This is a genomic window from Aurantibacter crassamenti (assembly GCF_016811105.1).
In the GTDB taxonomy this organism is placed as follows: Bacteria; Bacteroidota; Bacteroidia; order Flavobacteriales; family Flavobacteriaceae; genus Aurantibacter_A; species Aurantibacter_A crassamenti.
Map to the genome: position 1 here is coordinate 253,614 of NZ_JAFBGM010000002.1, position 25,955 is coordinate 279,568.

Sequence of the window (25,955 nt, forward strand, 5' to 3'; positions counted from 1 at the left end):
TCTTGTACTTTACTTATTCAGAGGCATCTTCAAATTTAGTGTCTGCTAACACTACTTTTGATAACCGTTCTGATCCTCCGTTTTTATACAAATCTCGCAATAGACGTCGTCGTTTGCGATCTGTTATCTGCATGGTATCAATTATTGCATGCGTTTTTCTTATTTCTGCTCTTCGATTCTCAACAGCACTAATAAAATTAGGCTCAAATTTATACATCAATGGTCCTTCTTCTTCCTCTGAAAGCTCAATTGCCTTTTTTTCTTTTAATTCTTGCGCTTGTATTGAAGCAGTGCTTAACAATAAAAAAACGACTACAAATAACGGATATGTAACTTTTTTCATCTTCATATAATGTTCTTGTTGCAATGTAGAAAATAATCTGTAAAGCACCATATTTAAGCAATTCGTGAACACATTATCGAATAAAAAAGTTAGTTATCGAAAACTAATTAAAGAACATCGATGAACTACATTTCAATAATTTTCTTTATTAAAAATTAACTAAGAACCGTTACCAGTACTAATTTAATAACTTTGAAAACACTCATTTAAGTATATTTTTATGAAAATTAAACTATTTATCTTTTTTCTTGCCCTCTGCCCTATTGCTTTAATTGGTCAATCTACAGCAATACAATCAGCTGAAATCACTTTTAATTTTGAAGCCAAAGATGTTGACGGTAGCATTTCTGACTTTCAATCAGAATCTATTCTTGATTTTGAAAATATTGAAAAATCTATACTAAAAGGTTCAGTGGGTGTCAAAAGCATAAAAACGGGAATTTTTCTGCGCGATTGGTCACTTAAAGGCAGTAAATATTTTGATGAAGATACACATCAAAGAATATATTTTGAAAGTAATGCCATTACTGCAACCACCAATGGCTTCATTGCTGAAGGAACCTTAACTATTAAGGCCATTGAGAAACCCTTACGAATAACTTTTCAAAAACAAGGAAATCAACTCATTGGTACGGCCACAATGAATTCTGCCGACTACGGTATCAGCATTAAGAAACAACACGATGACAATAAAGTCACCATCAAATTAGTCTTTACACTTAATTGAAATTCAGACACTTAAAACATTATTTATTTCATTTAGAAAAGTTACTTAACTTCGCATCCTAAAAAATTACGCTATGTGGGTTTGGGGTATTTTCATCGCTTGTGTTCTCGTTTTTTTAGCGCTTGATTTGGGCGTTTTTCACAAAAACGATCATGTTATTCGCAGTAAAGAAGCTGGTATATGGACCGCCATTTGGGTGACCATTGCACTAAGTTTCAGTGGTGTAATTTACTGGTTGTTTTCAAACGGAATGATCGACAACCCCACCGCACTTACGCCAAATCAAGCCGTACTTAAATATGTTACCGGTTATTTAATTGAACTTTCATTAAGTGTAGATAATGTATTTGTGATTGCAGTAATTTTTGCATCCTTTAAAATACCCGCCATATATCAACATCGTATTCTTTTTTGGGGAATTTTAGGCGCCATCATTTTTAGAGCTTTAATGATATTTTTTGGCGTAGCACTAATCACAAAGTTCGAATGGATTATCTATGTCTTCGGTGTATTCTTACTCTGGACAGCTTTTAAAATGCTAAAATCTGATGGCGATGACGATTTTGACCCGAAGAATTCATGGGTTTTTCGTCAAATAAAAAAGGTATACCCCGTTACAGGTACAATTCACGGTCATGATTTTTTTGTAAAACGCATGGGACTAAATGCCGCCACTCCCCTATTTGTAGCACTTATCGTAATTGAGCTTACAGACATTCTTTTTGCCCTAGACAGCATACCTGCCATCTTAGCAATTACTGCAGACCCATTTATTGTATTTAGTTCAAACATTTTAGCCATATTAGGGCTACGATCAATGTACTTTTTAATATCAAGAATGTTAGATAAGTTTAGATACATCAATTATAGCCTTGTTGTTATACTAGCCTTTGTAGGGTTAAAAATGCTATTTTCAAGCTATGTTCACCCACCAGAATGGGTATCACTAGCAGTAATCACCCTCGCTTTAACAGGCGGAATTCTTGGATCATTACTAATACCTGAAAAAGAGAATACAGATGAGTACTAATCAATTGCTAATGTGATTTTAACATATTAGTATAGTCAAAGATGCCCATACGTAATTCGTTAAAATCGCGAATCTGTTGTACAACTTTTTCTGAAATATCTTCCATAAACGTTTTTCCTTGTTCAACAGAAGTAATTATTTCATCATTGTCTTTTTTTAAATTTTCCATTCGTTTTTTAAGCGATTGAAACTTTTGGTGTAAGCTATGCGTACACGGTTCATAGGTGTACGAATTCATCTTATTGCTCAATAGGTTAATTTCATTGTTCGTGCGTCGCAGCTGTAAAAGACTATTTCTATTTGAAATAGCTTCACTGTTTATACGTTCACTTTTTGCTATATTTTCCATGTTAGAATTTTAGGGTTAAACAAATAATTCAATAATCACATCCATACTTAATATGGATAAAATCAATTTTTGAATATCAGGTTTTGGTTAACTGTTGCCTTCAATTTGCTGTAGGACATAAGTAGCGTCCAAATGCAATCAAATAAAAAGCGCTAGCACTTTTTATTGGTTCTCAAAACAATAATTCTGTGTGGTTAGAAATATTAAGTTACAAAAAATGTAAGATTAAACACAAAGTTTAACGTCTAAATTTAAAATTTAACCTAAGTTTTACTATTTGCTAAATATTCAAAAACAGGTTGTTAGACTTCTACGCTAAAGATATTGTGATAAAGTTTATTGACTAACCAATTACCTGCAGGAAAATACAATGCAAAAAAGAGGGCCATTGCCAAGCTGAAGTTTCGAATATTAAAAAACTGGTCCAGTAAATTATCCGGATAAGCATATGAAGTTTGTAAAGCATACCCAAGAAATTCTAAAACGCCCATTGCAATCAAACCATAAGCATACTGCATATGAAAAGGCAATTTGCGAAGCAGTAATGAAATAGGTACCATATAAAAGATGTAGCATGTAATTATTTGCCACCAAAAGGTAAATTTGGCAATTTCCATTTGAGCACCAAACCAATTCATACCCAGTCCCCAAATAAAATAGACCAGACAATAAATCAGTAGCAATCTGCGGTCTACATTTAATTTCTTCTTAGCAAAAGCAATGAATTCTTGCATGCAATATTATTTTTCTAGCAATTTCTTATCAATAATTACAAGCGCATCATGAACTGTTGCCATTTGATCCATATCATCATTTTCAAGCATAATGTCAAAAGCATCTTCAACATCAAGCACAATATCTACCAAGTTTGCAGAATTGATATTCAGTTCATCAATAAAATGGCTTTCTTCGGATATCGCATCTTCAGAAACATCTTCCGGTAAATATAATTTTACAATTTCTAGTAATTTTTTATAGCGTTCTTCTGTATTCATTTATTATTTTCTTCGGATGCAATTCTATTCCCTAATTGGTATTTACTAAAATTATATCGCTCTCAATTATTAAAAGCACTAAAAATAACACAAGCATTTACATCGCCAAAACCAAAACTCGCTTTGGCTACAATTTTTGGTTGATAAGCAAATGTTTTTTGCGGAATACGACTAACATCTATAATTTGTGTTATTTCAGGATGTACATCTTCGCAATTGATAGTACCAAATACATTGCCTTGATCAATTTGCAATACAGAAGCCACACATTCAATACTACCAGCCGCGGCCAAACAATGCCCTACTGCACCTTTAAAAGAATTGATATACGGAAAATCTTCACCGCGTCTTTCCAACGCTGTACTCCAATTCGCAATTTCATCCGTATCTTTTGTTGTTGCAGTTAAGTGACCATTGATTACATCTATTTCGGACTTTTCAATTCCTGAATTTTCAATAGCCGATACAATACACCGCTGCACAGCCAAACTATTTGGTGCGGTTATGCTTCCGCCATTGCGTTGCCCACCACTATTTACAGCACCACCTAAAACTTCGGCATATATTTTTGCTCCACGTTTTGATGCACTTTCTAAAGATTCTAAAACTAGTGCCCCTGCCCCACTGCCTGGTACAAATCCAGCTGCTGAAGCACTCATAGGTCTACTTGCTTTACTTGCATTTTGATTGTATTTTCTTGGAAGAATTCGCATAGCATCAAATCCGCCCCAAACATAAGGACCACTATCACTACAGCTACCCACCAACATTCGTTCAGCCTTACCGGATGCAATGCGCTCATAGCCCATTAAAACACCCTCTGTACCTGTGGTACATGCTGATGAATTCGTGGTTACTTGATTACCACAACCTATAATACCACCTAAATAAGCACTTATACCACTTGCCATGGTTTGTATAACTGATGTACTACCCAAACGTCTCACATCACCAGCATCAATCAAATGAATGGCTTCACGAAATTTATCAACCCCTAAAATACCCGTACCGAATATGATGCCGCTATCCCAATCCGCTTCGGTATCAGAAGCCAAAGAAAGGCTGGCATCTTTCCAAGCATCAATACCTGCAATTACGCCATAGACAATGCCACTAGAATTTAATCCACGCAATTGTAACGGGGTAAAATAATTATTCACCAAATTAGAAGGTACCAAAGGTTCACCAGCAATTTGGCAACCGAAATTTAAATCCGCCAATTTTGGCTGAAAACGAATACCACTTGTTCCGTTCTTCAAAGCATTAGAAAAGGCATCCAAACCTATTCCGTTTGGTGCACAAACACCCAAACCCGTAATAACCACGCGTCTATTCATTATCCGCTTTCTTTATCATTCCTGCTATAACACCTTTACAAATCAATTCACCTTTTTCATTGTACATTTTTACGTTGCACTTCAACTTATTAAATCGAAAATAGATTTTTTCTGAACTAACCGTTACCTTTTCATTGGGGTAAACCGGAATATAGAATTCCATTTCAGAACTACTCATTCCAATTTTTAAAGCTGAAGCTTCTTCATCATTTAATAAAAACAAACCGAAACAAACCAAACCAATCTGTGCACAGCACTCCGTCAAAAGTACACCAGGTGTTACTGGGTTATCCTTAAAATGACCATTGTAAAAATGCGAATCTTCATGAAAAGTATATCTGCCAGTTATACTATTGCTGTCAACATGTTCTATATCATCAACAAATAGAAAAGGCTTTGAATACGGTAATTTATCTAAGAGAGATTTATAGTTCATCTTAATAATTTGGATTTCACTTACGCTTTTTAAAATTGAAGTTTTACTTTCATAAAACATCATAAAATATTATTATTCAATATGTTACATAAAATATAAATATTTATTTTACCATTCTAAAAGAACACGTTGGGCTGAAAACCCAGGACCAAAACTCAAAACAAGTCCTTTTTCTCCTGTCTTTATTTCTTTCTCTAAAAAGCGTTCTAAAACATACAACACAGTAGCGCTACTCATGTTACCGTATAGTCGTAATACTTCACGTGTATCGTCAATATTCTTACCCAAAGCACCAAATAGTGTTTCAACTGTTTGCACAATTTTACGTCCACCAGGGTGAAAAACTAAATGATCAACAGCCTCTATTGAAGTTCCATGTTTCTCTAAAAACGGATGCACAATAGCTGGGAAATGTGCAGCAATTGTTTCTGGCACCGCTATATCTAATATCATTTTGAGTCCGTGATTGGTTAAATCAAAGCCCATCATTTGGGTCGCATCTGCAAAATGATACATTTCACCACCTGCGATGCTAGGTCCGCTTGCGTCTTCTTCAGAAGAAAGTAAAACACAGGCCGCCCCATCTCCAAAGATTGCAGCACTTACCATATTCGCCATTGAATAATCATTGAGTTGAAAAGTAGCAGAAGGACTCTCAACAGCAACCAATGCAACTCGCTTACCAGGATTTGATTTTAGAAAGTTATTGGCATAAATCAAACCCGACACACCCGCAGCACACCCCATCTCGGTCACTGGAAGTCGCACAATATCTTGTCGCAAATTCAAATCATTGATTAAATAAGCATCCAAAGATGGTATCATAAAACCCGTACAACTGACAGTTATAATATAATCTAGACTCTCAGGTGACCAATTATTTTTATGTAAAGTATTACTTAACACAGAAGATCCTAACTTTTTGACTTCCCGAACATAAATATTATTTTTTTCTTCAAAAGAGGTAGCCGTAAACACCTCTTCCGGACTCATAATACTATATCTTTTGTCAACTGCAGCTCCTTCAAAAATCTTAACCACCTTGCGCATAAAGCGTTGGTCTTGATTACCTAACCAGGTTTCAACTAAAGGAATTATATCTGATGTATCTCTGCAATACTGCGGTAATTCTTTACCCACAGCAACTATGCGAACTTTGTTCATGAATCGTTAGCTTTTTAAGCGCATAACCCACAGATATCTAAATGCCCATTTCCATTCGATAGAATGTTGATAAGCTGGGAGAACCATAGAATACGTACGCAATTCTTTTTTTAAAAACCCACTACGAATAGACACTAAGCCATCATTTTTCGCAATTTCAGTTTTTATAAAAATAACACTAAACAACTGAAATAAATAGTACGCGAATCTACTTCTTTGCAAATCACTGATTACGATACCAATACTAGCAATTTTAGTTAGACCCTTCAGAAAGTGTGAAATATTCGCTTCGTCAATATGATGCATGGTAAGCGTTGATATCACAAAATCAGCTTTAACACCATCCATTTTCAAAGCATCTTGCACTTTAAATTCAATTTCAGGAAATGCAATAGAAGCCTCACGAGCCAAATCAATAGCCTTTGCATTTAAATCTACACCCAACAGCTCAACAGAGATATCAAGTTTCCGAAACATAACAGCAATAGAACGTAGCATTGCCCCGTCACCACAACCGACGTCAATTATTGAATACTGCTGCTTCGGATTTTCTAAAATCATTTTTTTCAATGCCTGCAAAACATCGCTATCACCACCAAGCAAACGGTTAGCACTATTAATATCATGATATGTAGCTTGTAAATCATCAATGGAGATATGGATATCATCCATTAATTCTATTTCTCGATGTCGTTTTGAAAAATCCATTATACATTTATTGGTTTACCATGCGTTCTACGGATGAGTGACTTTAACAACTTCGGTGATTTTATCGCTGTTGCCATAGCCGCTTTTGATAAACCTTCACTTAACAAAACCGACTGCACTCTTCGACCAATCCACAGGCGTTGTCGAAATGCTTTATTCCATTTAGTCTCATAATCAAGCTCGAGATGATTACGCGTATAACTTTTATTCTCTAGAAACCTATGCACATGTTCTGACGCTATTTTTGCTGCGTGAATCGCCATAGCCATACCATTACCACAAAGCGGATGAATAAGCCCTGCTGCATCGCCACACATTAAAACGTGATTTTCTACTGCATTTTTAGACTCAAATGATATCTGCGCAATTGTCATTGGGGCATCAAATATTGGATTTGCCTTCTGTAAAAACGTTTTTAAGTGTGGGTTCTCGGCTACAATTTCATTATTAAAGTCTTCAATACCATTATACTCTTTAAAACTTTGATAATTAACTAAATAGCAAAAATTAATATTTCCTGATTCAGTTTTTGAAAGCCCACCATAACCCCCTTTGAAATTATGTAGCGCCACCAAATTATCAGGAAAATCAGGATAACTATAATGGCCTTTAACTGCAAGCCAAGAGGATTTATTTTCTATGAAATCACGTTGTAAAACCTTATCTAAACCGCTTCGTTTTCCGTATGCACCAATTACGATTGACGCCATATATGTTACTGAAGCATCGGTCTGCACTTCAAACAAATCATCATAAAAGCGAATTGAAGTAGCGGTTTCAAATTTAAAGATGACACCTAAAGTTAATGCCTTTTTATAAAGTAGCATGTCAAAGGCATACCTACTGATTCCTATTCCACCTAAAGGCAATTCAGTTTTAATTGATGCACCAGTTCTCGTACTAATTTGTAATGTATCTATAGCAACAGCGCCAGATTGTTTCAAATCAATTCCCAAACTCTGCAAATAAGGCATTATTTCATTCGATACATATTCACCGCACACTTTATGATGGGGATACTTTTTCTTTTCGATGACTAAAACAGAATATCCGAGGCCCTTTAAATGAATAGCAGCAGTTAAGCCACCCAATCCACCGCCAACAATGACTATATCGTTACTTTTCACATTTTGAAGATATCGAATTCAAAAGACAAAACGTAGTGATTTACTTTTTTAATAAGCAATCAAAGCTAAAAGTTCTTTTTTAAATCGATCTCTTGGCAAGTAGTTATCTTCAAGCACTTTTGAAAACGGAATAGGCGTATCTAAACTTGCCACTCTTCTTATAGGGGCATCAAGATATTTAAAACAATTTTCCATTACCGCAGCTGAAATTTCACTGGCAATACCTCCAAACAAACTGTCTTCTTGTAGAATAATTAATTTTCCAGTTTTTTCAACAGATTCATAAATAGTCTCTAAATCTAAAGGAACCAAAGTTCGCAAATCGATTAAATCAGCGGCAACATGCAGTTGTTCTTCAAGTGTTTCTAATGCCCAATGCACGCCAGCGCCATAACTTACAATTGTCACATCAGTTCCATTTTTCACTAATGTAGCTTTTCCAAAAGGCAAAGTATAATAATCGGCAGGCACATCTTGATAAACACTTCGATACAAACCCTTATGCTCAAAGAAAAGAACCGGATTAGGATCATTTATCGCAGTAGCTAGCAAACCCTTTGCGTCTTTAGGAAACGCAGGATAGACAACTTTTAAACCGGGAGTTTTTGTAAACCATGCCTCATTCGTTTGTGAATGAAATGGACCGGCTTGAACTCCAGCACCACATGGCATACGAATAACGACATCAGCCGGCTGCCCCCATCTATAATGAGATTTGGCCAAATAATTAACAATTGGGTTAAAACCAGTACTAGCAAAATCTGCAAACTGCATTTCAACAACTGCTTTTATTCCTTGAATTGAGAGTCCCATTGCCGCAGAAACCACAGCTGATTCACAAATGGGTGTGTTTCGCACGCGTTCCTTTCCAAAAGCCTGAACAAAACCTTCAGTTACTTTAAAAACTCCACCATACGCAGCAATGTCTTGCCCCATAATAACTAAGTCATCATGTTTTTGCATCGATTGTTTTAAACCTCTTGAAATAGCATCAACAAAACGAATATTCTGAACAGTCGCACCTGGCGACACTTCTTCATATTTATAGGGCGCATAAACGTCTCTCAGTTCCTTATTTTTATCTAAAGTAATTTCTTCCTCTTCATTAGCAATCTGCAACTCTTCATTAATTTCCGAGGCTATTTGATCACGAAGAACCTTTATTTCATAATCGGTAATGGATTTAGACGCTAATAAAAAGTTTTGATAGTTTTCAATAGGGTCTTTTTTAGACCACTCGCTTAATAATTCTTGGGGCACATATTTGGTACCGCTAGCCTCTTCATGACCCCGCATTCTGAAGGTCTTAAATTCTAGCAATACCGGTTTCGGGTTTTCTCGCATTTGCTCGCACAACTCCTTAACCTTAGAATAAACTTCTAAAACATTGTTACCATCAATACTATGCGCTTCAATTCCATACCCCAAACCTTTATCAACCAAATTTTTACAGCGGTACTGCTCATTGACAGGTGTTGAGAGTCCGTAACCATTATTTTCAATACAAAAGAGCACGGGCAAATTCCAAACAGCAGCAATATTCATGGCTTCATGAAAATCACCTTCACTTGTACCACCTTCTCCTGTAAACACAGCGGTTACCTTTTTTTGTTTTTTAAGTAATGAACCAAGGGCTATTCCGTCTGCAACACCCAACTGAGGTCCCAAATGTGAAATCATGCCTACAATTTTATACGCTTGAGTTCCGAAATGAAAACTACGATCACGCCCATTTGTAAATCCACTAGGTTTCCCTTGCCATTGCGCAAAAAGACGATGTAACGGAATATTTCTTGAAGTGAAGACACCAAGATTTCTGTGCATGGGTAGTATATATTCATCGTCATTAAGCGCGGCGGTTACACCAACCGAAATTGCTTCTTGCCCGATACCACTAAACCATTTAGAAATTTTACCCTGCCGCAAGAGAATTAGCATTTTCTCTTCAACCATTCGTGGTTTCAACATGCGCTCAAAAAGCTGCCGTTGCTTAGCAAAGGCAATGCCTTTCGTATTAAATTTCATTTGAAGCGTATAAAAAACCCACATTTATTCTGCAAAAATAACGAAATCAACTGCGATAGACTGCAAATCAAAGTTGGGCAAAAATTAGAATCTTTATTTATTAACTTTGATTCTATTAAAAAAGTATTCCCATGAACTCCATTCCCAGTGTCGATTTACAAGATTTTCTCTCAGGAGATGAAAAAAGAAAGCAAAAATTTATAAACGAAATAAGTTCAGCCTTTGAGGATATTGGATTTGTAGCCTTAAGCGGACATTTTCTATCTGAAGACTTGGTTGAAAACCTCTATTCTGAAATAAAAAAGTTTTTTAACCTACCCCAAGATGTTAAGGATACTTATGAAATAGAAGGCATAGGTGGCCAAAGAGGTTATACCTCTTTTGGTAAAGAACATGCTAAAGGAAGAAAAGAAGGTGATCTTAAAGAATTTTGGCATTTTGGACAGTACGTTGAAAACAATCCCAAATTAGAAAAAGAGTATCACGATAATATTATTGTAAAAGAATTACCGAATTTCAATGAGGTAGGTAAAGAAACCTACAAAATGCTTGAAAAAACAGCCAAGTATGTTTTACGAGCTCTGGCCTTACACTTAAACCTTGAAGAAACTTATTTTGATGATTACATTAAAAATGGAAATTCAATTTTACGCCCAATTCATTATCCACCAATAACTGCTGAACCAAAAAATGCAGAACGCGCAGCAGCACATGGAGATATTAATCTTATCACTTTACTAATGGGTGCTCACGGGCGAGGATTACAAGTAATGAATCACAATGGCGAATGGGTAGATGCCATTGCTCGGCCTGATCAATTGATGATAAATGTAGGCGATATGCTTTCAAGGCATACAAATAACCGATTGAAATCAACTATTCATAAAGTTGTGAATCCCCCTAAAGAAAGCTGGGGTAAATCAAGATATTCTATCCCATTTTTCATGCATCCTATTAGCGAAATGCCTTTAAATTGTCTTGAGAATTGCATCGATGCTCAAAATCCAAAGCAATATGAAGACATCACGGCAGGTGAATTTTTACACGAACGTTTGATTGAACTCGGACTAATTAAAAAATAATGCGACAATTTTGCCTATTATCATTATTAGTACTTGTAATATCCTGTCAAGAAAAAGCGACAACACCCGAAAAGAAAAAGCCCAATGTGCTTTTCATCTTAGTTGATGATTTAGGGCTTCATGATTTAAGTTATACCGGTAGCACTTTTTATGAAACCCCCAATGTTGACCGTATAGCCAAAGAAGGTGTGGTCTTTACGCAAGGCTATGCTGGCAGTCGTGTTTGCAGTCCCTCAAGAGCTACTATTATGACCGGAAAGTTTACAGCTCGTCACAAAATCACGGATTGGATAGGTGCAAAATATGGGGAAGCATGGCGCGAACACAAAAGGCATGACAAAATGTTACCGGCATCATATGTCCACACCTTACCCCAGGCAGATATTACAATTGCGGAAGCAATGAAAGCTGGAGGTTACAAAACCTTCTTTGCCGGAAAATGGCATTTAGGAGATGAAAGTTCTTATCCTGAAAATCATGGTTTTGACATTAACATTGGTGGTTGGGACAAAGGAAGCCCTATTGGCGGTTATTTTTCACCTTGGGAAAATCCGAAACTTAAAAACGAAATGGATGGCGAAAACCTATCAATGCGTCTTGCTAAAGAAACGGCCAGTTTTATTGAAAAAAATAAGGATACCACATTTTTTGCTATGCTTTCTTTCTATGCCGTACATGGTCCTATTCAAACCACAAAAGAGAAATGGGCTAAGTATCAACAAAAAGCGGTAGACGCCGGTTTAGATAAAACAGGTTATATCATGGAGCGTAATTTGCCGATTAGGCAAGTTCAAGACAATCCTATTTATGCCGGCTTAGTTGAACAAATGGATGATGCCGTAGGATTAGTTTTAAAAACTTTGGATGCGCTAGGTTTGGACAAAAACACCATAGTTGTATTTACATCTGACAATGGTGGTGTCGCTTCTGGCGATTCTTTTTCAACCGCTAATTTACCACTTAGAGGTGGAAAAGGATACCAATGGGAAGGCGGAATTCGCGAACCATATTTTATTAAGGCCCCAATGCTTTCCAATGCAACGAAATCCATAAACTACCCTGTTACTGGGGCCGATTTATACCCAACTTTATTAGATTTATCTGACATTCAACTTAAACCTAATCAACACATTGATGGGGTAAGTCTTAAACCGTTACTAGAAGGTAATGATTTATCAGAAAGACCATTGTATTGGCACTACCCACATTACGGAAATCAGGGTGGTGATCCATCTTCAATCATACGTTTGGGTAACTGGAAACTCATTCATTATTGGGAAGACAATCTTGATGAACTTTATAATTTAGAGACCGACCCAGGCGAGAATAACAACATTGCTCAAACAAATATTGAAATCACTAAAGCGTTAAATGAAAACTTGTTGTCATGGTTAAAAAGCGTGGACGCCAATATGGCTTCAGAAGATACTGAATACAATGCCGCGTTAGACAAGCAAAGACATGAGAATATCATTCAAAATGTTATGCCCAAATTAGAAAAACAACGCTTAAACGTATTATCTAAAGATTTTAAACCTAATGAAAATTGGTGGGATAGTAGTAATGTAACAGCAGACTAACAAATTAACACTGCAATTCAAACACTGAAGATAAAATTTAGTCTAAATAGAATTTTTTGTAGGAATTTTCGTTCTTATTGTTTTTAGAAATTATGACTAAACCATTCCTATTCATTGACAAAAGATATATTTGACTTAAAAAAAATAGAAAATACATGTTTTTTAATACAAAGTTTTTGATACATTGCTTTATCATTTAATAGAATTCTATTTTTGATTCACTTTATGGACTTACAAGATCAGCTTAAAAATTTATTTCCGGATCATATAGAAAAGGAAGAATCAAAAACAGCTATTAAAAGCACAGTTTGGCTACAAGACGATCCCATTATTTGCAAGTATGAAAAACGTAAAGGGAAGCCAATAACTATATTGGAAGGCTATAATGGCGCAGATAAAGATTTTAAACAACTTGCTAAAGAGTTGAAAAAGTCATTAAGTGTCGGCGGCGGAATAAAAGGTGAAAGTATTATAATACAGGGGGATTACCGTGATAAAATCATGGAAATTCTCAAACAAAAAGGCTTCAACGTTAAACGTGTTGGAGGTTAACTACAGAACAATTAATTATGAATTAAATAATTATTAAGTGAATATTTAATTTCTGTTAATTAAGTTTTGATTATTGCGATTTATTGGTATTTTTAGTTATTAATTTTATAACCACACCCAAAAATGAGTTCTCTATTACATATTACAAATGGTGACAATTTTACGGAGAAATTAAAATCACTAAAATTAAAAGGTGATATTATTACATGGCGTGAAATGCTTTGTGAAGGAAAAACTCTAACCAATGTAGGGAGTGAAACATTTTGGAAAGCACGATTTGAATTTTTAAATAAAAATTATAAGGTTTCAAAGTCGTGGTTCATTGAAAAAACATTAAAAGAATACCGTTCTTTATGTAATCATAAACAAGAAGATAAGATCGTACTCTGGTTTGAGTACGATCTTTTTTGTCAAATAAATATGCTTGCCGTTCTAAGTTGGCTTAAGACACATCGTAAATACGCCGAAATCACCTTAGTTTGTAGTGGCAAAGAAGACGATACTGAAAAAATGTATGGCCTTTGTGATTTATCTGATGAGCAATTGCTTAATCTCTATGAAAATCGAATCACATTAAAGCAAGATGACATTGAATATGCTGATTACGTATGGCAGCTTTATTGTAGTGATAACCCAATTCGTCTTGAAAATCTTACTGATTTTGATGGATACCAATTCAATTACCTATCAGATGCGGTAAAAAATCATCTAATGCGTTTCCCAAGCATTAAAAATGGGTTGAACAAGATGGAGAATAACATTTTACAACTTGCAATTGATAAAAAGCCTAGATCAAAAAGTTCACTTCTGCATACAGTTTTAGAAAATCAAGGAGGGTTAGGTTTTGGTGACACGCAATATGAAAGAGCGTTTAACCGTCTAAAACCCTTATTTACTTCATTTAATCCCGTTAAATTAACAAAAAAAGGAAAAGAGATTTTAGACAATCAAACTAGCTACTATTCTTGTATACAAGACAATGATGTGTATTTAGGTGGTGCATTAAAATATAATTTCCTTTACAATACAGATTCTGATAAGATTTTAAAGCTTTAAAATGCCTTTCGGACCATCTGAGCTTATCTTAAATGCAGACAAAAGCATTTATCATCTCAATTTATTTTCAAAAGATATTGCCGACACAATTATAACTGTTGGCGACCCAGATCGTGTAGCTCAAGTTTCTGCTCACTTCGATTCCATTGAATTAAAAAAAGGTAAAAGGGAATTTATTACCCACAGCGGAATAAAGAATGGAAAGCGCCTCACAGTTATCTCAACAGGAATTGGTACTGATAATATTGATATTGTTTTAAATGAATTAGATGCTTTAGCCAATATTAATTTAGAAACAAGAACACTTAACCCAAAGCTTAAAAAACTAAATATAATTAGAGTTGGAACTTCAGGAGCTATTCAGCCAGATATTCCCTTAGATTCATTTTTAATAAGTGAATACGCTTTAGGCTTAGATGCTCTTTTAAGTAATTACGAAAGTACCACTATTCGTAATTCTGCATTTGAACAAGCTTTTCTTAACCAAGTAAATTGGTCAACACAAAAACCAACCCCCTATGCGGTGCAATGCGATGAAAAGCTATTAAACAAATTCGCTTCAAATCGTATACGATTAGGGTCAACCATCACTGCATCAGGATTTTACGTTCCTCAATTTAGAGAAATTCGCCTTAAAACCGACACAATAAATCTTTTGCAAGAAATAATGCAATTTTCATTCGAAAACAGACAACTTACTAACCTCGAAATGGAAACTTCTGGAATTTATGGCTTGTCAAAATTATTGGGGCATCGTGCAATATCACTCAACGCAATTTTAGCCAATAGAGCCACAGGGGAGTTTTCAAAACAACCAAATAAGACCATAGCATCACTAATTGAATTAACAATAGAAACTATTACCAAATGAAAAAAGTTCGAATAATTGGTGTTCCTGAACATTTTAACTTGCCCTGGCATATGGCTATTGAGGAAGGTGCTTTTGAAGAACGTGGCATAGATTTACAATGGACCGAAATTCCAGAAGGAACCGGTAGAATGTGTCAAATGCTAAATGACAATGAAACAGATTTAGCCATTATCTTAACTGAAGGCATTATAAAAAGCATTTCAGAGGGCAATGATTCTAAAATTATTCAAGAATATATAGCTTCACCGCTTCTTTGGGGTATACATGTAGGTGCTAATAGTCAATTTAATGCTATTTCAGAGCTAAAAAACAAGAAAGCAGCAATTAGCCGGTTCGGCAGCGGAAGTCATCTTATGGCGTATGTAAATGCCCAAAATGAAGACTGGGATACAGAGAATTTGAAATTTGAAATCATAAATAATCTAGAAGGTGCCAAAGAAGCTCTTACAAAAGGTTCAGCTGACTATTTTATGTGGGAACACTTTACGACAAAACCGATAGTAGACGAAGGTATTTTCAGGAGATTAGCAGACTGCCCTACTCCTTGGCCCTGTTTTGTAATAGCAGCAACAAATAACTTTATCGCTGAAAATGAAGGTATTTTAAAGCATATTTTAGAAGTGATAAATTCATACACATATGAATTTAAGCAGATACCAAGCATTGATAAAACCCTGTCAAACAGATATAATCAACAATTATCAGATATCAATGAATGGCTTTTCATAACTAGATGGAGTCAGCAGCAAATGAATTCAGAAACGTATGAAAACGTTGTAAAAACTTTACTCAATTTAGATTTAATCGAGCAGCATTTACAACAAAAGAAGGCACTTTACTAAACCTCTATATCGATATCTGTCCCACTTTTAAAATGAACATTGATTAGATTACTCAATGATTTCTCAGAAAGTGGCTTACTTACATATTCTACAATATGTTGATTCTGCTTGGCTTTAATCATATCGCATTGTGCTTCACTAACTGTAAGCATTACAATTACAATTTTGTCTTTCACGCTTTGATCAATAAGCTTATCATATAAATCAAGAAACTCCCAACCATCGATTACTGGCATGTTAATATCCAACAAAAGCAAACAAGGCATTGGTAAGCTTGAATTTTCATCAGTTAAGTAATTTAATGCCTCTTTACCATTCAAGGCTACCTCTACATCAGCATTTATTTCTAATTTATTTATATAGACCTTGCTTAACAAGTTGCTTATTACATCATCGTCTACTAATAAAATTGATTTAATTTCTTCGGGGATCATATCTTTAGTTGTTTAGTTTGTTAATACTCTCATTTACTTATAAATGAAAGTTAAATTGAACATATAACGTATGAATTATCGCACATATTATATTGGTAATCAATATCGTTGTGGTATAAAACATTATTTAAATAACTTGATTTAAACATAAACTACAGTTATTCATATAGTTAAGGTACAAATAAAAAATTGATTACGTATACAATAAAAGGTATTTTCATACAATCTATGTTGTAAATTTATGACTAAACTTGGCAATCAACTACCATTTTATAGTTGATTTACCATTGTTAATTAAAATTTGATTACTACTACTAAAATGCTTATTCCCATACCAATATCCTCTATTTGCACTTAGTGGCGATGGATGACCTGATGTTAAAATATGATGCTTTGAATCATCAATTAATTTAATTTTTCTTTTTGCATAACCACCCCACAATAAAAAGACCACCCCCTCTTTATTATCTGAAATGGATTTAATAACAGCATCTGTAAACTTTTCCCAGCCTTTTTTTTGATGACTACCAGCTTCATGTGCTCGCACCGTTAATATCGTATTTAGCAATAAGACCCCTTGAGATGCCCATCGTTCTAAATTTCCGCTATCAGGATATGCTGTGCCAATATCGTTCTGCACCTCTTTAAAAATATTCATTAGAGAGGGCGGATGTTTTATTCCATCTTTAACTGAAAAACAGAGTCCGTTTGCTTGGTTGGGACCGTGATAAGGATCTTGCCCAAGTATTACCACTTTTGTTTTATCAAATGAACAATAACTAAATGCAGCGAAGATATCTTGAGCAGGCGGATAACAAGTTTGAGAAGTATATTCAGCATTTACAAAAGCCATCAACTCTTTGAAATAGGATTTTTCAAATTCAGCTTCTAAATGCGGTTTCCAACTGTGATGTAGCTGTTGTTCCATAAAAAGTATTCAAGTTAAAATAACAAAACTAGCTAAAAGCAATACTAAAATGAAGCCTAATTGCTTCCTTTACTTACAGCAAATTTTTATTTCTTGTTTCTCTTAGCTAAATAGTAATGTTTTGCTTTTTAATTTGATTTAGAACATCAAATTAGTAATTGAAATTCAACAACAATCTGCTATTTTAGTGCTTCAAACTTTATTAAAGAACTGCTCACAATGCAAACGTACCCCTCAATAGTTTATCACATATTGCTATTAATACTAATTTCCCCTTTTTATACGATTAAAGCACAATTTCAAGAAAAAGAGTTACATACTAAAGCGAAGCCAATTAACGCTGTATTAAATGGGGCTATACTAGAAGGCTCATCTGTTTTAAATGACCCAAACCGATTTGTATGGGGTGGTAGTGTAGTAAAGGGAACAGACGACAAATACCATATGCTTTACAATACATGGCATTGCGGCGATAGTATTCCTAAATTTGGTGATTCTTGGGTTTTGTACTCTGAAATAGCTTATGCGGTTTCAGACAAACCAGACCGCGATTTCGTTTTTCAGAAAATAGTTTTAAAAGGTGCTAAATCTGATGGTGTTGCTTCTGCCTGGGATGCGCAGATGGTTACCAATCCGCATGTAAAGCAATTTGAAAATACCTACTACCTGTATTATGTTGGATCTAAAGATCCAGGCATTCAATCTAAAAATTCCGGCAATAAGGGTATCAGCCAAAGAAATCGCGTACAACAAATGCTGCGCATCGGAGTCATTGAATTCAATAGTTTTGAAGATTTGGTAGCCGGAAATTTCACAAGACCCAAAGAACCCTTATTGGCGCCAAGAACTAGAGTAAAACCAAACAATATTATTGCGCCTTCGCCACCAGGCACTACACCAAAACCGGATAACATAATTGTTGTTAATCCTTCTGTTGTGCGCAGACCCATCGATGGTAAATACTTAATGTACTTCAAAGGAAATTTATACGACCCCAATTGGCGAGGAGTACACGGAGTGGCAATTTCCGATAACCCGTCAGGACCATTTGTACCAAAAGATGATATAATTTTTGATTTTAAAATGAAGGATGGAAGATTAGCATCAGCTGAAGACCCCTATGTTTGGTATCATAACACGTTAAATCGATTTTATGCCGTTTTTAAAGATTTCTCAGGAAAAATAACGGGTTCAGAACCCGGTTTAGCACTATTAGAATCTATTGATGGTATGAAATGGACAAAGCCATCAAATCCATTTTTCATGAAAAAGGAAGTAACATTGATGAATGGTGACATCATAAAATTAAATCGATTAGAACGACCGCAATTATTAATTGATGCTGACGGAAATCCACAAGTGCTCTACGCTGCTGGTTCAGTCGTAAACATCAATCCGCGCCAAGACGGAAGCTCATTCAATATTCAAATACCAATTGAAGCGTTTGTAGAATAATGCAAATATGATACTATCGCCCTATTTTATTATGAATACCTACCTTTGTCATCGTTTATAAATGATGATGGATAAAAATATTAGCAAAGCACTTGAAGATTTAGAATTTCCTACTGTTTTAAAGCAGGTATCGGCTCGCTGTACAACAGAATTAGGCAAAGAACTTTGTGCTCAAATACATCCACTTTCTGAATTTGACTTGATTACAAAGTCATTAGGAGAAACTGCAGAGTATCATTCCTCTTTTGTTAGTGAAAATCGTATTCCGAATCACGGTTTCGATCGAATAGACAATGAGATAAAGTTGTTAAGAATTGAGAATACAACTTTAGAAATAGATGGTTTTCGAAAAATTGGAAGTATTTGCAATGCAATTATTACACATAAAAAGTTCTTCAAAAAGTTTAAAGAGTACTATCCATTACTTTTTGAATTATCCGAAGAAATAGAAGGAAACAAAGAAATACCCGCTGAAATTAATACCATTATCGACCGTTTTGGCGAAGTAAAAGACAAGGCGTCTGATAATTTATTTCAAATTCGAAAAGAGATAAATCTAATCAAAGGAAAGATAGGACAGAGTTTTGCTTCAGCATTAAACCTCTATCATGGCTCAGATTATTTAGATGACATAAGAGAGTCAGTCGTTGAAAATCGTAGAGTTTTGGCGGTAAAGGCCATGTATCGTAGAAAAGTAAAAGGTGCAGTAATGGGTTCGTCAAAAACCGGAAGCATTGTATACATTGAACCTGAAGCTACATTGAAATTAAGTCGTGAACTCAATAACTTAGAGTTTGATGAAACAGAAGAAATTCAGCGTATTCTCAGTGAGCTTACGAGTTATATTCGCCCGTACAGAACTTTACTTAACGCATATCAACTCTTTTTAGCCAATTTAGATGTAACCTCAGCTAAAGCTAAATATGCTACAGATACAAATGCATTATTACCAGAAATAAATAAAGATAAACGCTTATATCTGCGTGACGCATTTCATCCACTTTTGTACTTAAGCAACAAATTGAATGATGAAAAGACGCACCCACAAACCATAGAGTTACATTCTGAAAACAGGATAATAGTAATATCTGGGCCTAATGCAGGTGGTAAAAGTATAACGCTAAAAACGATTGGATTACTACAAGTCATGCTGCAATCCGGATTATTGATTCCCGTTCATGAGCGTAGCACGGTTTGTTTGTTTGATAAGATTCTAACCGATATCGGCGATAAACAATCCATAGAAAACCATTTAAGCACTTATAGTTACCGGTTGAAGAATATGAACAATTTTCTTCGCAAGTGTAATGAAAATACCTTGTTTTTAATTGATGAATTTGGTACTGGTAGTGACCCTGAGTTAGGTGGTGCATTGGCAGAAGCGTTTTTAGAAGTTTTTTATGAACGCGGTGCATACGGAGTAATAACAACGCATTACGCTAATTTAAAAGCCTTAGCTGATGAATTACCGCATACAACCAATGCCAATATGGTTTTCGATGGAAAAACCCTTGAACCGACCTTTCAATTGGTTTTGGGCGAAGCCGGAAGTTCTTTCACTTTTGAAGTAGCACAGAAAAATGGCATCCCCTACTCGCTCATAAACAAGGCTAAGAAGAAGATTGAGCGCGGTAAAGTCCGTTTTGATGCCACCATAGCCAAATTACAAAAAGAACGCAGTAAAATGGCTAAAACAGGCTCTAGGCTGCAAGAGGAAGAATCGAAAGCCAGAGAAGAAGCTGCTAGATTGGAAAAACTAAATGCTAAGGTAAAATCGAAACTTGAAAATTATCAAGAGCTGTATGACCATGACCAGCGCATGATTCAATTGGGTAACAAAGTTAATGTGGCGGCTGAACGCTATTTTAGAGATAACAAGAAACGCACATTAGTTTCAGAACTTATTCGCGTAGTTGAGACCGAAAACAGTAAACGCAAAAAGAAAACAGCGAAAGAAGCAAAAGTAGACCGTGTTAAAAAGGCCCAAGTAACGCAAGAAGTACAAAAAGAAGTCAAGGTCATACGAGAGAAAAAGAAAGTTGAAAAGAAAAAGGCTGTATTAAAAGAGCAAAACAAACCAAAGCCTGTATTGAAACTTGGTGATCGGGTACGAATGCAAGATGGTAAAGCTGTGGGCAGTATTGATAAGCTTGAAAAAAATAAAGCTGTTGTTAATTATGGTATGTTTACGACTAATGTAAGCGTAGATCAATTAGAATTGGTTGAACGGAATAAGAAATAATTTTATTAGCAATGGATAGTACAAAAAAAATAGTTCTTTTTGATGGTGTTTGCAATCTGTGCAACAGTACTATTCAACGCATAATAAAGGGCGATGAAAATGATATTTTCAGATTCGCTGCTTTACAAAGTGAAGTGGGTAAAAAGTTGATTTCTGAACGAAATATAGATACCGCTACTATAGATTCTATAATTTTAATTGAACCAGGAGTGGCATTTTATGTGAAATCTGATGCGGCTTTACAAATAGGCAAAAATTTAAAAGGTTATCGCACAATTTCTTCTGTATTAAATTTGATTCCCAGCGGATTACGAGATATCGTATACGATTTTGTTGCTCGTAATCGGTACAAGTGGTACGGTAAAAAAGATCAATGCATGATTCCAACCCCTGAATTGAAGGCTAAATTTTTAAACGATTAACGTTATTTAAAAATCTCATCTAAAGCCGTAGAATACTCTTTTTCAAAATCACCTAAATCATTATGCTTACCGTTTTCTATGGTAAACAATTGTTTAATCTTGGCTGTTGACAATTCAAATAATCCTACTCCGTTTTCATAAGGTATCAATTCATCTGTAGTACCATGAATAATATATGTAGGAACTGTTATTCTTTTAATATTCTGATTGCTTTGAAATCGATACTTCAATAAATACTTTGAAGGCAAAAACGGATATTCTTGTTGGGCTATCTTTAATAAACTCATTGGTGTAGATTCTAAAACCAATCGTCCAGCGTTGCTATTCTTTACAATATGTGTTGCAAAAAACCCACCTAATGATCTGCCATAGACAACTATTTCATCCGAATTAAAAAATTGTTTACAATACTCATAAAACAAATATCCATCGTCTAGCATACGCTTTTGGCGTCTTTTACCCGTGCTTTTACCAAAGCCTCGATAATCCCACACTATAACATCGTAACCATATCTATTTGATAATTCTTCACCCCATTTACCCCATTCATCAACCTCCCCAGTATTGCCATGACAGTAAATAATTACTCCTTTAGGGTTTTCCTGCTTAAAATGCACCCCATTAAGAATAGCACCATCTTTAGCTTTTAAGAAAAGTTCTTCAAAGTTCGTCGTAAACTGATACTCGTAGTTTTGTGGTAGTGTACTACTATTAAAAATTAATTTCTCTTGAAAAAAGTATAATATGCCTACAATCAAAATTATAAGAATTAAAAATGTTTTGAATAGTCGTTTTAATAGTTTCATCTTATCGTTTCTTTCGTTTAAAACTAAGACTACTATTTGATGGATCTATTTTCTTTGGAAGTTTTGAATGCAAAATCTCTTCTAGAAAACGATGATATTGTGGGTATGTATGCAAATTATTATGACCACCCTCAATTATAGGGTACAAACGAGTTCGATCGGCATTTATTTTAGATAGTTTAATACTCGTTTTAAACGGAATCAATTTGTCATTTGTACCGTGTAATATCTTTATCGGGCAATTTACATATTCAATCCACCGATACGTTTTTATAGGAAATCGCAACAAAAGCGACATTGGCATTATAGGCATATATTTCTTCGCGATATGCCCCATGCTATAATAAGGAGCATCTAAAATCAACATACGAGGATTATTTGTAGAAGCTAGTTTTGTTGCAAATCCAGACCCTAAAGACCTTCCATAGAGTACAATGTACCTTTCATCAACTTGTTTTTTCAATTCATCATAGGCATATTGTAAATCTTTCTTGATTCCTTCCTCAGTACGTATACCAGTACTTTTACCAAAACCCCGATAATCAATCATAAGCACATCAAATCCGTGACGTGTAAAATCAACTGCGAACTTACCCCAGCCTTTTAAGCTTCGCGAATTACCTTTTAGGTACAATACAATGCCTTTGGGTTCTCTAACCTTGAAATGCACCCCATTTAAATTCACACCTTCAGCAACCTCAATATTATATTCATCAAAAATTTGATTTTGGTATTGAAATTCGAAGTCTTCCGGAAGTTTTTCGGGTTTGAAAATGAGTCGTTCTTGTAAGAAATATGCAATAATATTTACAAGAAGAAAAAGGCCTACAACTATGATTATTATTAGGCCCCAATTCATTATTTGAGATTTTTAAGAATGAAATCTAAAGTCTTATCGGTATTCATACAAGTAGCATAAGCATTATTATGATAGGTGATTTTGTTAGCTAAACCAACTTTATAAAGTTCTTTTATAGCATCTTCATATTCCATTGAAACCTTACCGGTTAAAAGATTATCCATAGAATCTTCGTTTGAATAACGGCTGAATATTTTTCTAAGTCCACTTAAATATAGTCGATCTTTAGTAAAACCACCACCTCTATGTACTCGCATTGTAATTGAAAAGGCATCGTCTCTATTCAATTTATATTGACCATGAATTAGATCAAAAGTATCAGAAAAGCTATAGCCTTTTATCAGACTATCTGAGGCTAGCACTCTATAAGCTAACACCTTTAAACGTTTTAAAGTTAATGCTCCACACATATATTCGCTAAAAACAGCCAATCCCTCTTGTGTTTCTACATTATTAGGCAAACCGTTTGAAAATATCTTTAGAGGCTGCAATAATCCGTTATAGGTCGTCACCAGATGCACTCCAATTTCATGATTAGCTAAAGTCTGTAATTGATTCTTGCTAAATTTTGCATTTTTCTTTATTAACAAGCTTTGAGTAGAATTGCTAACCATAGCATCGGCAGCAATACTTGTTGAAAACTTGATATTTAAAGGAAAGTCATATTGCTTTGAAAATTCTTCAAAATAGGTTTTCGCTTCTTCTGCATTATAGATTTTATCCATATTGGCAGATGGCACTTCATTTTTAATATGCAAAATAAACTGTGCGTTTTGTACATCTTTCTCTTTGGGAGTACCGTAAATTCGAAGGGAGTTGTAATAAAATCTGCGTTTATTACCTATTGATTCTATACATTGAATCATATTCGAATAGTAGTATATAGTATCTTGATAAAGCTTTCTTATTTCTTCATTTTCAATTCGTTCTAAACGTTGTGAAAACAATAAGCGATGTAATTTATAAGGGTCAAATTTGAGCTTTGAATAACGAAATTCAGGTTCTTCAGTATATTTTGAAGCGAAAAAGCTAGCCTTTGCTTTCTCAATATTTTGAGGATTCACATGAGTTAACAATTCAATACGCTTAACCAATCGATTTAGATTTGCATCGATTTCGAATACATCAGCAAATTCATGCTTTATTTCAGGTGCAACTATCATACTAATTATTCAAGTTCTTTGAAGGTCAATAACTAAACATAAAAATCACTTATATAAATAGACAGAATCTATTTATTTCACTTCCTCATAGTGATCATCCCAATTCTTAGGTTTTGGGTCATGTAATTTGTCAACGGACTTAGCAACAATTGTAGCAACTGTAGCGTCACCTGTAATGTTTACTACGGTTCTGAGCATATCTAAGGGTCTATCAACAGCAAATATTAATGCCAATCCGATTGCATATTTATCTGGCGGAAAACCAACAGACTCCAATACTATCACCAACATTACCATACCAGCACCAGGTACTGCAGCAGTACCTATTGAAGCTAACAACGCCGTAAGCACAATAGTAAGTTGAGCAGCTAATGGGAGCTCAAAACTTAGGGCCTGTGCTATAAAAACAGCCGCTATCCCTTGATATAGACTTGTACCATCCATATTAACAGTAGCACCTACCGGCAAAACGAAACTAGAGACTTCTTTATCAACACCAATATGCTCTTCTACTCTTTCCATAGTTACAGGTAGTGTTGCTGCACTCGAACTTGTAGAAAATGCTAATAATTGGGCAGGACTCAGTTGTTTTAAAAACCAAAATGGATTCTTTTTTGCAAAAACTGAAACCAAAATACAGTAGAAAACAATCATCAATGCTAAACCTAACACCACAACTCCCGCATATTTTAGTAAAGCCAATAAAATTTCGGGGTCACTTGACGAAACCACCACATTGGCTAATAATGCAAACACTGCGTATGGTGCCGAAAGCATTATTAAGTCAACCATTTTTAAAACAACATCATTTAGAGAATCAAAAAAGCGTTTTAATGGTTTGGCCTTTTTCTCACCAATGAGAAGCATTGAAATACCCATAAAAATAGTAAAGAAGATAACTTGAAGCATGAGTTGATTATTACCCAATGCACTCACAGCATTATCGGGCACCATATCCTCTACAAATTGTAATGGCCCGCTTTCTTTTTGCCGTGTTGCCTCTTCTAATTTTGCAGTAACACCTTTATCATTAGCATACGTTGATGTAAGCTTTTCTATAGTATCTTCGGAAATCCCAGTTCCTGGTTCAATTACATTTACCAACACAAGTCCTAAAATTATAGCAACAGTAGTGGTACCCATATAGATGCCCATTGTACGCAAACCAATATTCCGAAACTTTGAAATATCTTTTAAATCAGAAATACCTTTTATAAGTGAAGCCAATATTAGCGGAACCGCAATAAGCTTAAGTAATTTTATAAAAATGGTTCCTAATGGTTTAATCCATTCAGAAACAAATTCACGACCACCTTCAGGAAAAGTCATGGCAAAGCCAAAGACCAATCCCAAAACCATACCTATTAAAATTTTCCAGTGAAGCTCTAGTTTTCGCATCTATCTTATTGGTTTAGGTTTGTA

General features: G+C 34.9%; 27 protein-coding genes. 11 read left to right on the forward strand and 16 right to left on the reverse strand.

What is annotated here, in order from left to right:
* Window positions 1-13: 13 nt before the first annotated feature.
* Complete coding sequence (locus JQC67_RS13695) at window positions 14-343, reverse strand: hypothetical protein (RefSeq protein ID WP_238934785.1); 330 nt, start codon at window positions 341-343, stop codon at window positions 14-16.
* A gap of 220 nt (window positions 344-563) precedes the next feature.
* On the opposite strand from JQC67_RS13695, the gene JQC67_RS13700 reads away from it, so the two are divergent.
* Both JQC67_RS13700 and JQC67_RS13705 read left to right on the forward strand, forming a co-directional pair.
* Window positions 564-1,070, forward strand: coding sequence for a YceI family protein (locus tag JQC67_RS13700; RefSeq protein ID WP_203253488.1), 507 nt, complete (start codon window positions 564-566; stop codon window positions 1,068-1,070).
* A 73-nt stretch (window positions 1,071-1,143) separates the two neighbouring features.
* Window positions 1,144-2,100 carry a TerC family protein gene (locus tag JQC67_RS13705; protein ID WP_203253489.1) on the forward strand — a complete coding sequence of 319 codons (957 nt, stop codon included), beginning with the start codon at window positions 1,144-1,146 and terminating at the stop codon, window positions 2,098-2,100.
* Window positions 2,101-2,107: 7 nt separating this feature from the next.
* On the opposite strand, the gene JQC67_RS13710 is transcribed toward JQC67_RS13705, so the two are convergent.
* From JQC67_RS13710 to JQC67_RS13750, 9 genes are all read right to left on the reverse strand, one after another.
* Window positions 2,108-2,449 carry a hypothetical protein gene (locus JQC67_RS13710; protein ID WP_203253490.1) on the reverse strand — a complete coding sequence of 114 codons (342 nt, stop codon included), beginning with the start codon at window positions 2,447-2,449 and terminating at the stop codon, window positions 2,108-2,110.
* A 302-nt stretch (window positions 2,450-2,751) separates the two neighbouring features.
* On the reverse strand, window positions 2,752-3,183 hold the full coding sequence (locus JQC67_RS13715) for a hypothetical protein (protein ID WP_203253491.1): 432 nt from the start codon (window positions 3,181-3,183) through the stop codon (window positions 2,752-2,754).
* Window positions 3,184-3,189: 6 nt separating this feature from the next.
* Complete coding sequence (locus JQC67_RS13720; protein WP_203253492.1) at window positions 3,190-3,444, reverse strand: phosphopantetheine-binding protein; 255 nt, start codon at window positions 3,442-3,444, stop codon at window positions 3,190-3,192.
* A gap of 62 nt (window positions 3,445-3,506) precedes the next feature.
* A complete protein-coding gene (locus tag JQC67_RS13725; RefSeq protein WP_203253493.1) occupies window positions 3,507-4,781 on the reverse strand; it encodes a beta-ketoacyl-[acyl-carrier-protein] synthase family protein in 1,275 nt (424 codons plus the stop codon).
* Window positions 4,774-5,217: a 3-hydroxyacyl-ACP dehydratase FabZ family protein gene (locus JQC67_RS13730; protein WP_203253494.1), complete on the reverse strand. Its 444-nt coding sequence runs from the start codon at window positions 5,215-5,217 to the stop codon at window positions 4,774-4,776. Before JQC67_RS13730 ends, JQC67_RS13725 begins: the two co-directional genes overlap by 8 nt.
* 108 nt (window positions 5,218-5,325) lie before the next feature.
* Window positions 5,326-6,381, reverse strand: coding sequence for a type III polyketide synthase (locus tag JQC67_RS13735; protein ID WP_203253495.1), 1,056 nt, complete (start codon window positions 6,379-6,381; stop codon window positions 5,326-5,328).
* Between the two features lie 6 nt (window positions 6,382-6,387).
* Window positions 6,388-7,089, reverse strand: a complete 702-nt coding sequence (locus JQC67_RS13740) for a methyltransferase domain-containing protein (protein ID WP_238934787.1) — start codon at window positions 7,087-7,089, stop codon at window positions 6,388-6,390.
* On the reverse strand, window positions 7,089-8,216 hold the full coding sequence (locus JQC67_RS13745) for an NAD(P)/FAD-dependent oxidoreductase (RefSeq protein ID WP_203253496.1): 1,128 nt from the start codon (window positions 8,214-8,216) through the stop codon (window positions 7,089-7,091). Before JQC67_RS13745 ends, JQC67_RS13740 begins: the two co-directional genes overlap by 1 nt.
* A gap of 48 nt (window positions 8,217-8,264) precedes the next feature.
* Window positions 8,265-10,241, reverse strand: a complete 1,977-nt coding sequence (locus JQC67_RS13750) for an alpha-ketoacid dehydrogenase subunit alpha/beta (RefSeq protein WP_203253497.1) — start codon at window positions 10,239-10,241, stop codon at window positions 8,265-8,267.
* A gap of 131 nt (window positions 10,242-10,372) precedes the next feature.
* Here JQC67_RS13750 and JQC67_RS13755 point away from each other — a divergent pair, with 131 nt between their 5' ends.
* The 6 genes from JQC67_RS13755 (at window position 10,373) to JQC67_RS13780 (ending at window position 16,224) form a co-directional block, all read left to right on the forward strand.
* Window positions 10,373-11,323: an isopenicillin N synthase family dioxygenase gene (locus JQC67_RS13755; protein WP_203253498.1), complete on the forward strand. Its 951-nt coding sequence runs from the start codon at window positions 10,373-10,375 to the stop codon at window positions 11,321-11,323.
* Window positions 11,323-12,903, forward strand: coding sequence for a sulfatase (locus JQC67_RS13760; RefSeq protein WP_203253499.1), 1,581 nt, complete (start codon window positions 11,323-11,325; stop codon window positions 12,901-12,903). The genes JQC67_RS13755 and JQC67_RS13760 overlap by 1 nt, the downstream gene beginning before the upstream one ends.
* Before the next feature lie 225 nt (window positions 12,904-13,128).
* The gene (locus JQC67_RS13765; RefSeq protein ID WP_203253500.1) at window positions 13,129-13,455 is read left to right on the forward strand and encodes a translation initiation factor; all 327 of its coding nucleotides are present in this window, start codon (window positions 13,129-13,131) and stop codon (window positions 13,453-13,455) included.
* 123 nt (window positions 13,456-13,578) lie between these two features.
* Complete coding sequence (locus JQC67_RS13770) at window positions 13,579-14,511, forward strand: DUF1835 domain-containing protein (protein WP_203253501.1); 933 nt, start codon at window positions 13,579-13,581, stop codon at window positions 14,509-14,511.
* Window position 14,512: 1 nt separating this feature from the next.
* Entirely contained in the window at window positions 14,513-15,382 is an 870-nt protein-coding gene (locus tag JQC67_RS13775) for a nucleoside phosphorylase (RefSeq protein WP_203253502.1), read from the forward strand.
* Window positions 15,379-16,224 (forward strand): substrate-binding domain-containing protein, encoded by an 846-nt coding sequence (locus JQC67_RS13780; RefSeq protein WP_203253503.1) that lies wholly within the window; start codon window positions 15,379-15,381, stop codon window positions 16,222-16,224. Before JQC67_RS13775 ends, JQC67_RS13780 begins: the two co-directional genes overlap by 4 nt.
* On the opposite strand, the gene JQC67_RS13785 is transcribed toward JQC67_RS13780, so the two are convergent.
* Complete coding sequence (locus JQC67_RS13785; RefSeq protein ID WP_203253504.1) at window positions 16,221-16,658, reverse strand: response regulator; 438 nt, start codon at window positions 16,656-16,658, stop codon at window positions 16,221-16,223. The two genes, JQC67_RS13780 and JQC67_RS13785, sit on opposite strands and share 4 nt — an antisense overlap.
* A gap of 262 nt (window positions 16,659-16,920) precedes the next feature.
* On the reverse strand, window positions 16,921-17,586 hold the full coding sequence (locus JQC67_RS13790) for a uracil-DNA glycosylase (RefSeq protein ID WP_203253505.1): 666 nt from the start codon (window positions 17,584-17,586) through the stop codon (window positions 16,921-16,923).
* Between the two features lie 219 nt (window positions 17,587-17,805).
* Here JQC67_RS13790 and JQC67_RS13795 point away from each other — a divergent pair, with 219 nt between their 5' ends.
* From JQC67_RS13795 to JQC67_RS13805, 3 genes are all read left to right on the forward strand, one after another.
* Window positions 17,806-19,041: a glycoside hydrolase family protein gene (locus tag JQC67_RS13795; protein ID WP_203253506.1), complete on the forward strand. Its 1,236-nt coding sequence runs from the start codon at window positions 17,806-17,808 to the stop codon at window positions 19,039-19,041.
* Between the two features lie 67 nt (window positions 19,042-19,108).
* Entirely contained in the window at window positions 19,109-21,283 is a 2,175-nt protein-coding gene (locus JQC67_RS13800) for an endonuclease MutS2 (protein ID WP_203254487.1), read from the forward strand.
* Between the two features lie 11 nt (window positions 21,284-21,294).
* A complete protein-coding gene (locus JQC67_RS13805) occupies window positions 21,295-21,705 on the forward strand; it encodes a thiol-disulfide oxidoreductase DCC family protein (protein WP_203253507.1) in 411 nt (136 codons plus the stop codon).
* Between the two features lie 2 nt (window positions 21,706-21,707).
* On the opposite strand, the gene JQC67_RS13810 is transcribed toward JQC67_RS13805, so the two are convergent.
* The 4 genes from JQC67_RS13810 to JQC67_RS13825 all read right to left on the reverse strand — a co-directional run bounded on the left by JQC67_RS13810 (window position 21,708) and on the right by JQC67_RS13825 (window position 25,931).
* A complete protein-coding gene (locus tag JQC67_RS13810) occupies window positions 21,708-22,511 on the reverse strand; it encodes an alpha/beta hydrolase (RefSeq protein ID WP_203253508.1) in 804 nt (267 codons plus the stop codon).
* 1 nt (window position 22,512) lies between these two features.
* Window positions 22,513-23,370, reverse strand: a complete 858-nt coding sequence (locus JQC67_RS13815; protein WP_238934788.1) for an alpha/beta hydrolase — start codon at window positions 23,368-23,370, stop codon at window positions 22,513-22,515.
* A complete protein-coding gene (locus tag JQC67_RS13820; RefSeq protein WP_203253509.1) occupies window positions 23,370-24,533 on the reverse strand; it encodes a flavohemoglobin expression-modulating QEGLA motif protein in 1,164 nt (387 codons plus the stop codon). The genes JQC67_RS13815 and JQC67_RS13820 overlap by 1 nt, the downstream gene beginning before the upstream one ends.
* Window positions 24,534-24,605: 72 nt before the next feature.
* Window positions 24,606-25,931, reverse strand: a complete 1,326-nt coding sequence (locus JQC67_RS13825) for a dicarboxylate/amino acid:cation symporter (RefSeq protein ID WP_203253510.1) — start codon at window positions 25,929-25,931, stop codon at window positions 24,606-24,608.
* Between the last annotated feature and the right edge of the window lie 24 nt (window positions 25,932-25,955).

Coding starts and splice junctions, on each gene's coding strand:
- JQC67_RS13695 (WP_238934785.1), bottom strand. CDS start 343: ATGAAAAAAGTTACATATCCGTTATTTGTAGTCGTTTTTTTATTGTTA.
- JQC67_RS13700 (WP_203253488.1), top strand. CDS start 564: ATGAAAATTAAACTATTTATCTTTTTTCTTGCCCTCTGCCCTATTGCT.
- JQC67_RS13705 (WP_203253489.1), top strand. CDS start 1,144: ATGTGGGTTTGGGGTATTTTCATCGCTTGTGTTCTCGTTTTTTTAGCG.
- JQC67_RS13710 (WP_203253490.1), bottom strand. CDS start 2,449: ATGGAAAATATAGCAAAAAGTGAACGTATAAACAGTGAAGCTATTTCA.
- JQC67_RS13715 (WP_203253491.1), bottom strand. CDS start 3,183: ATGCAAGAATTCATTGCTTTTGCTAAGAAGAAATTAAATGTAGACCGC.
- JQC67_RS13720 (WP_203253492.1), bottom strand. CDS start 3,444: ATGAATACAGAAGAACGCTATAAAAAATTACTAGAAATTGTAAAATTA.
- JQC67_RS13725 (WP_203253493.1), bottom strand. CDS start 4,781: ATGAATAGACGCGTGGTTATTACGGGTTTGGGTGTTTGTGCACCAAAC.
- JQC67_RS13730 (WP_203253494.1), bottom strand. CDS start 5,217: ATGAACTATAAATCTCTCTTAGATAAATTACCGTATTCAAAGCCTTTT.
- JQC67_RS13735 (WP_203253495.1), bottom strand. CDS start 6,381: ATGAACAAAGTTCGCATAGTTGCTGTGGGTAAAGAATTACCGCAGTAT.
- JQC67_RS13740 (WP_238934787.1), bottom strand. CDS start 7,089: ATGGATTTTTCAAAACGACATCGAGAAATAGAATTAATGGATGATATC.
- JQC67_RS13750 (WP_203253497.1), bottom strand. CDS start 10,241: ATGAAATTTAATACGAAAGGCATTGCCTTTGCTAAGCAACGGCAGCTT.
- JQC67_RS13755 (WP_203253498.1), top strand. CDS start 10,373: ATGAACTCCATTCCCAGTGTCGATTTACAAGATTTTCTCTCAGGAGAT.
- JQC67_RS13760 (WP_203253499.1), top strand. CDS start 11,323: ATGCGACAATTTTGCCTATTATCATTATTAGTACTTGTAATATCCTGT.
- JQC67_RS13765 (WP_203253500.1), top strand. CDS start 13,129: ATGGACTTACAAGATCAGCTTAAAAATTTATTTCCGGATCATATAGAA.
- JQC67_RS13770 (WP_203253501.1), top strand. CDS start 13,579: ATGAGTTCTCTATTACATATTACAAATGGTGACAATTTTACGGAGAAA.
- JQC67_RS13775 (WP_203253502.1), top strand. CDS start 14,513: ATGCCTTTCGGACCATCTGAGCTTATCTTAAATGCAGACAAAAGCATT.
- JQC67_RS13780 (WP_203253503.1), top strand. CDS start 15,379: ATGAAAAAAGTTCGAATAATTGGTGTTCCTGAACATTTTAACTTGCCC.
- JQC67_RS13785 (WP_203253504.1), bottom strand. CDS start 16,658: ATGATCCCCGAAGAAATTAAATCAATTTTATTAGTAGACGATGATGTA.
- JQC67_RS13790 (WP_203253505.1), bottom strand. CDS start 17,586: ATGGAACAACAGCTACATCACAGTTGGAAACCGCATTTAGAAGCTGAA.
- JQC67_RS13795 (WP_203253506.1), top strand. CDS start 17,806: ATGCAAACGTACCCCTCAATAGTTTATCACATATTGCTATTAATACTA.
- JQC67_RS13800 (WP_203254487.1), top strand. CDS start 19,109: ATGGATAAAAATATTAGCAAAGCACTTGAAGATTTAGAATTTCCTACT.
- JQC67_RS13805 (WP_203253507.1), top strand. CDS start 21,295: ATGGATAGTACAAAAAAAATAGTTCTTTTTGATGGTGTTTGCAATCTG.
- JQC67_RS13810 (WP_203253508.1), bottom strand. CDS start 22,511: ATGAAACTATTAAAACGACTATTCAAAACATTTTTAATTCTTATAATT.
- JQC67_RS13815 (WP_238934788.1), bottom strand. CDS start 23,370: ATGAATTGGGGCCTAATAATAATCATAGTTGTAGGCCTTTTTCTTCTT.
- JQC67_RS13820 (WP_203253509.1), bottom strand. CDS start 24,533: ATGATAGTTGCACCTGAAATAAAGCATGAATTTGCTGATGTATTCGAA.
- JQC67_RS13825 (WP_203253510.1), bottom strand. CDS start 25,931: ATGCGAAAACTAGAGCTTCACTGGAAAATTTTAATAGGTATGGTTTTG.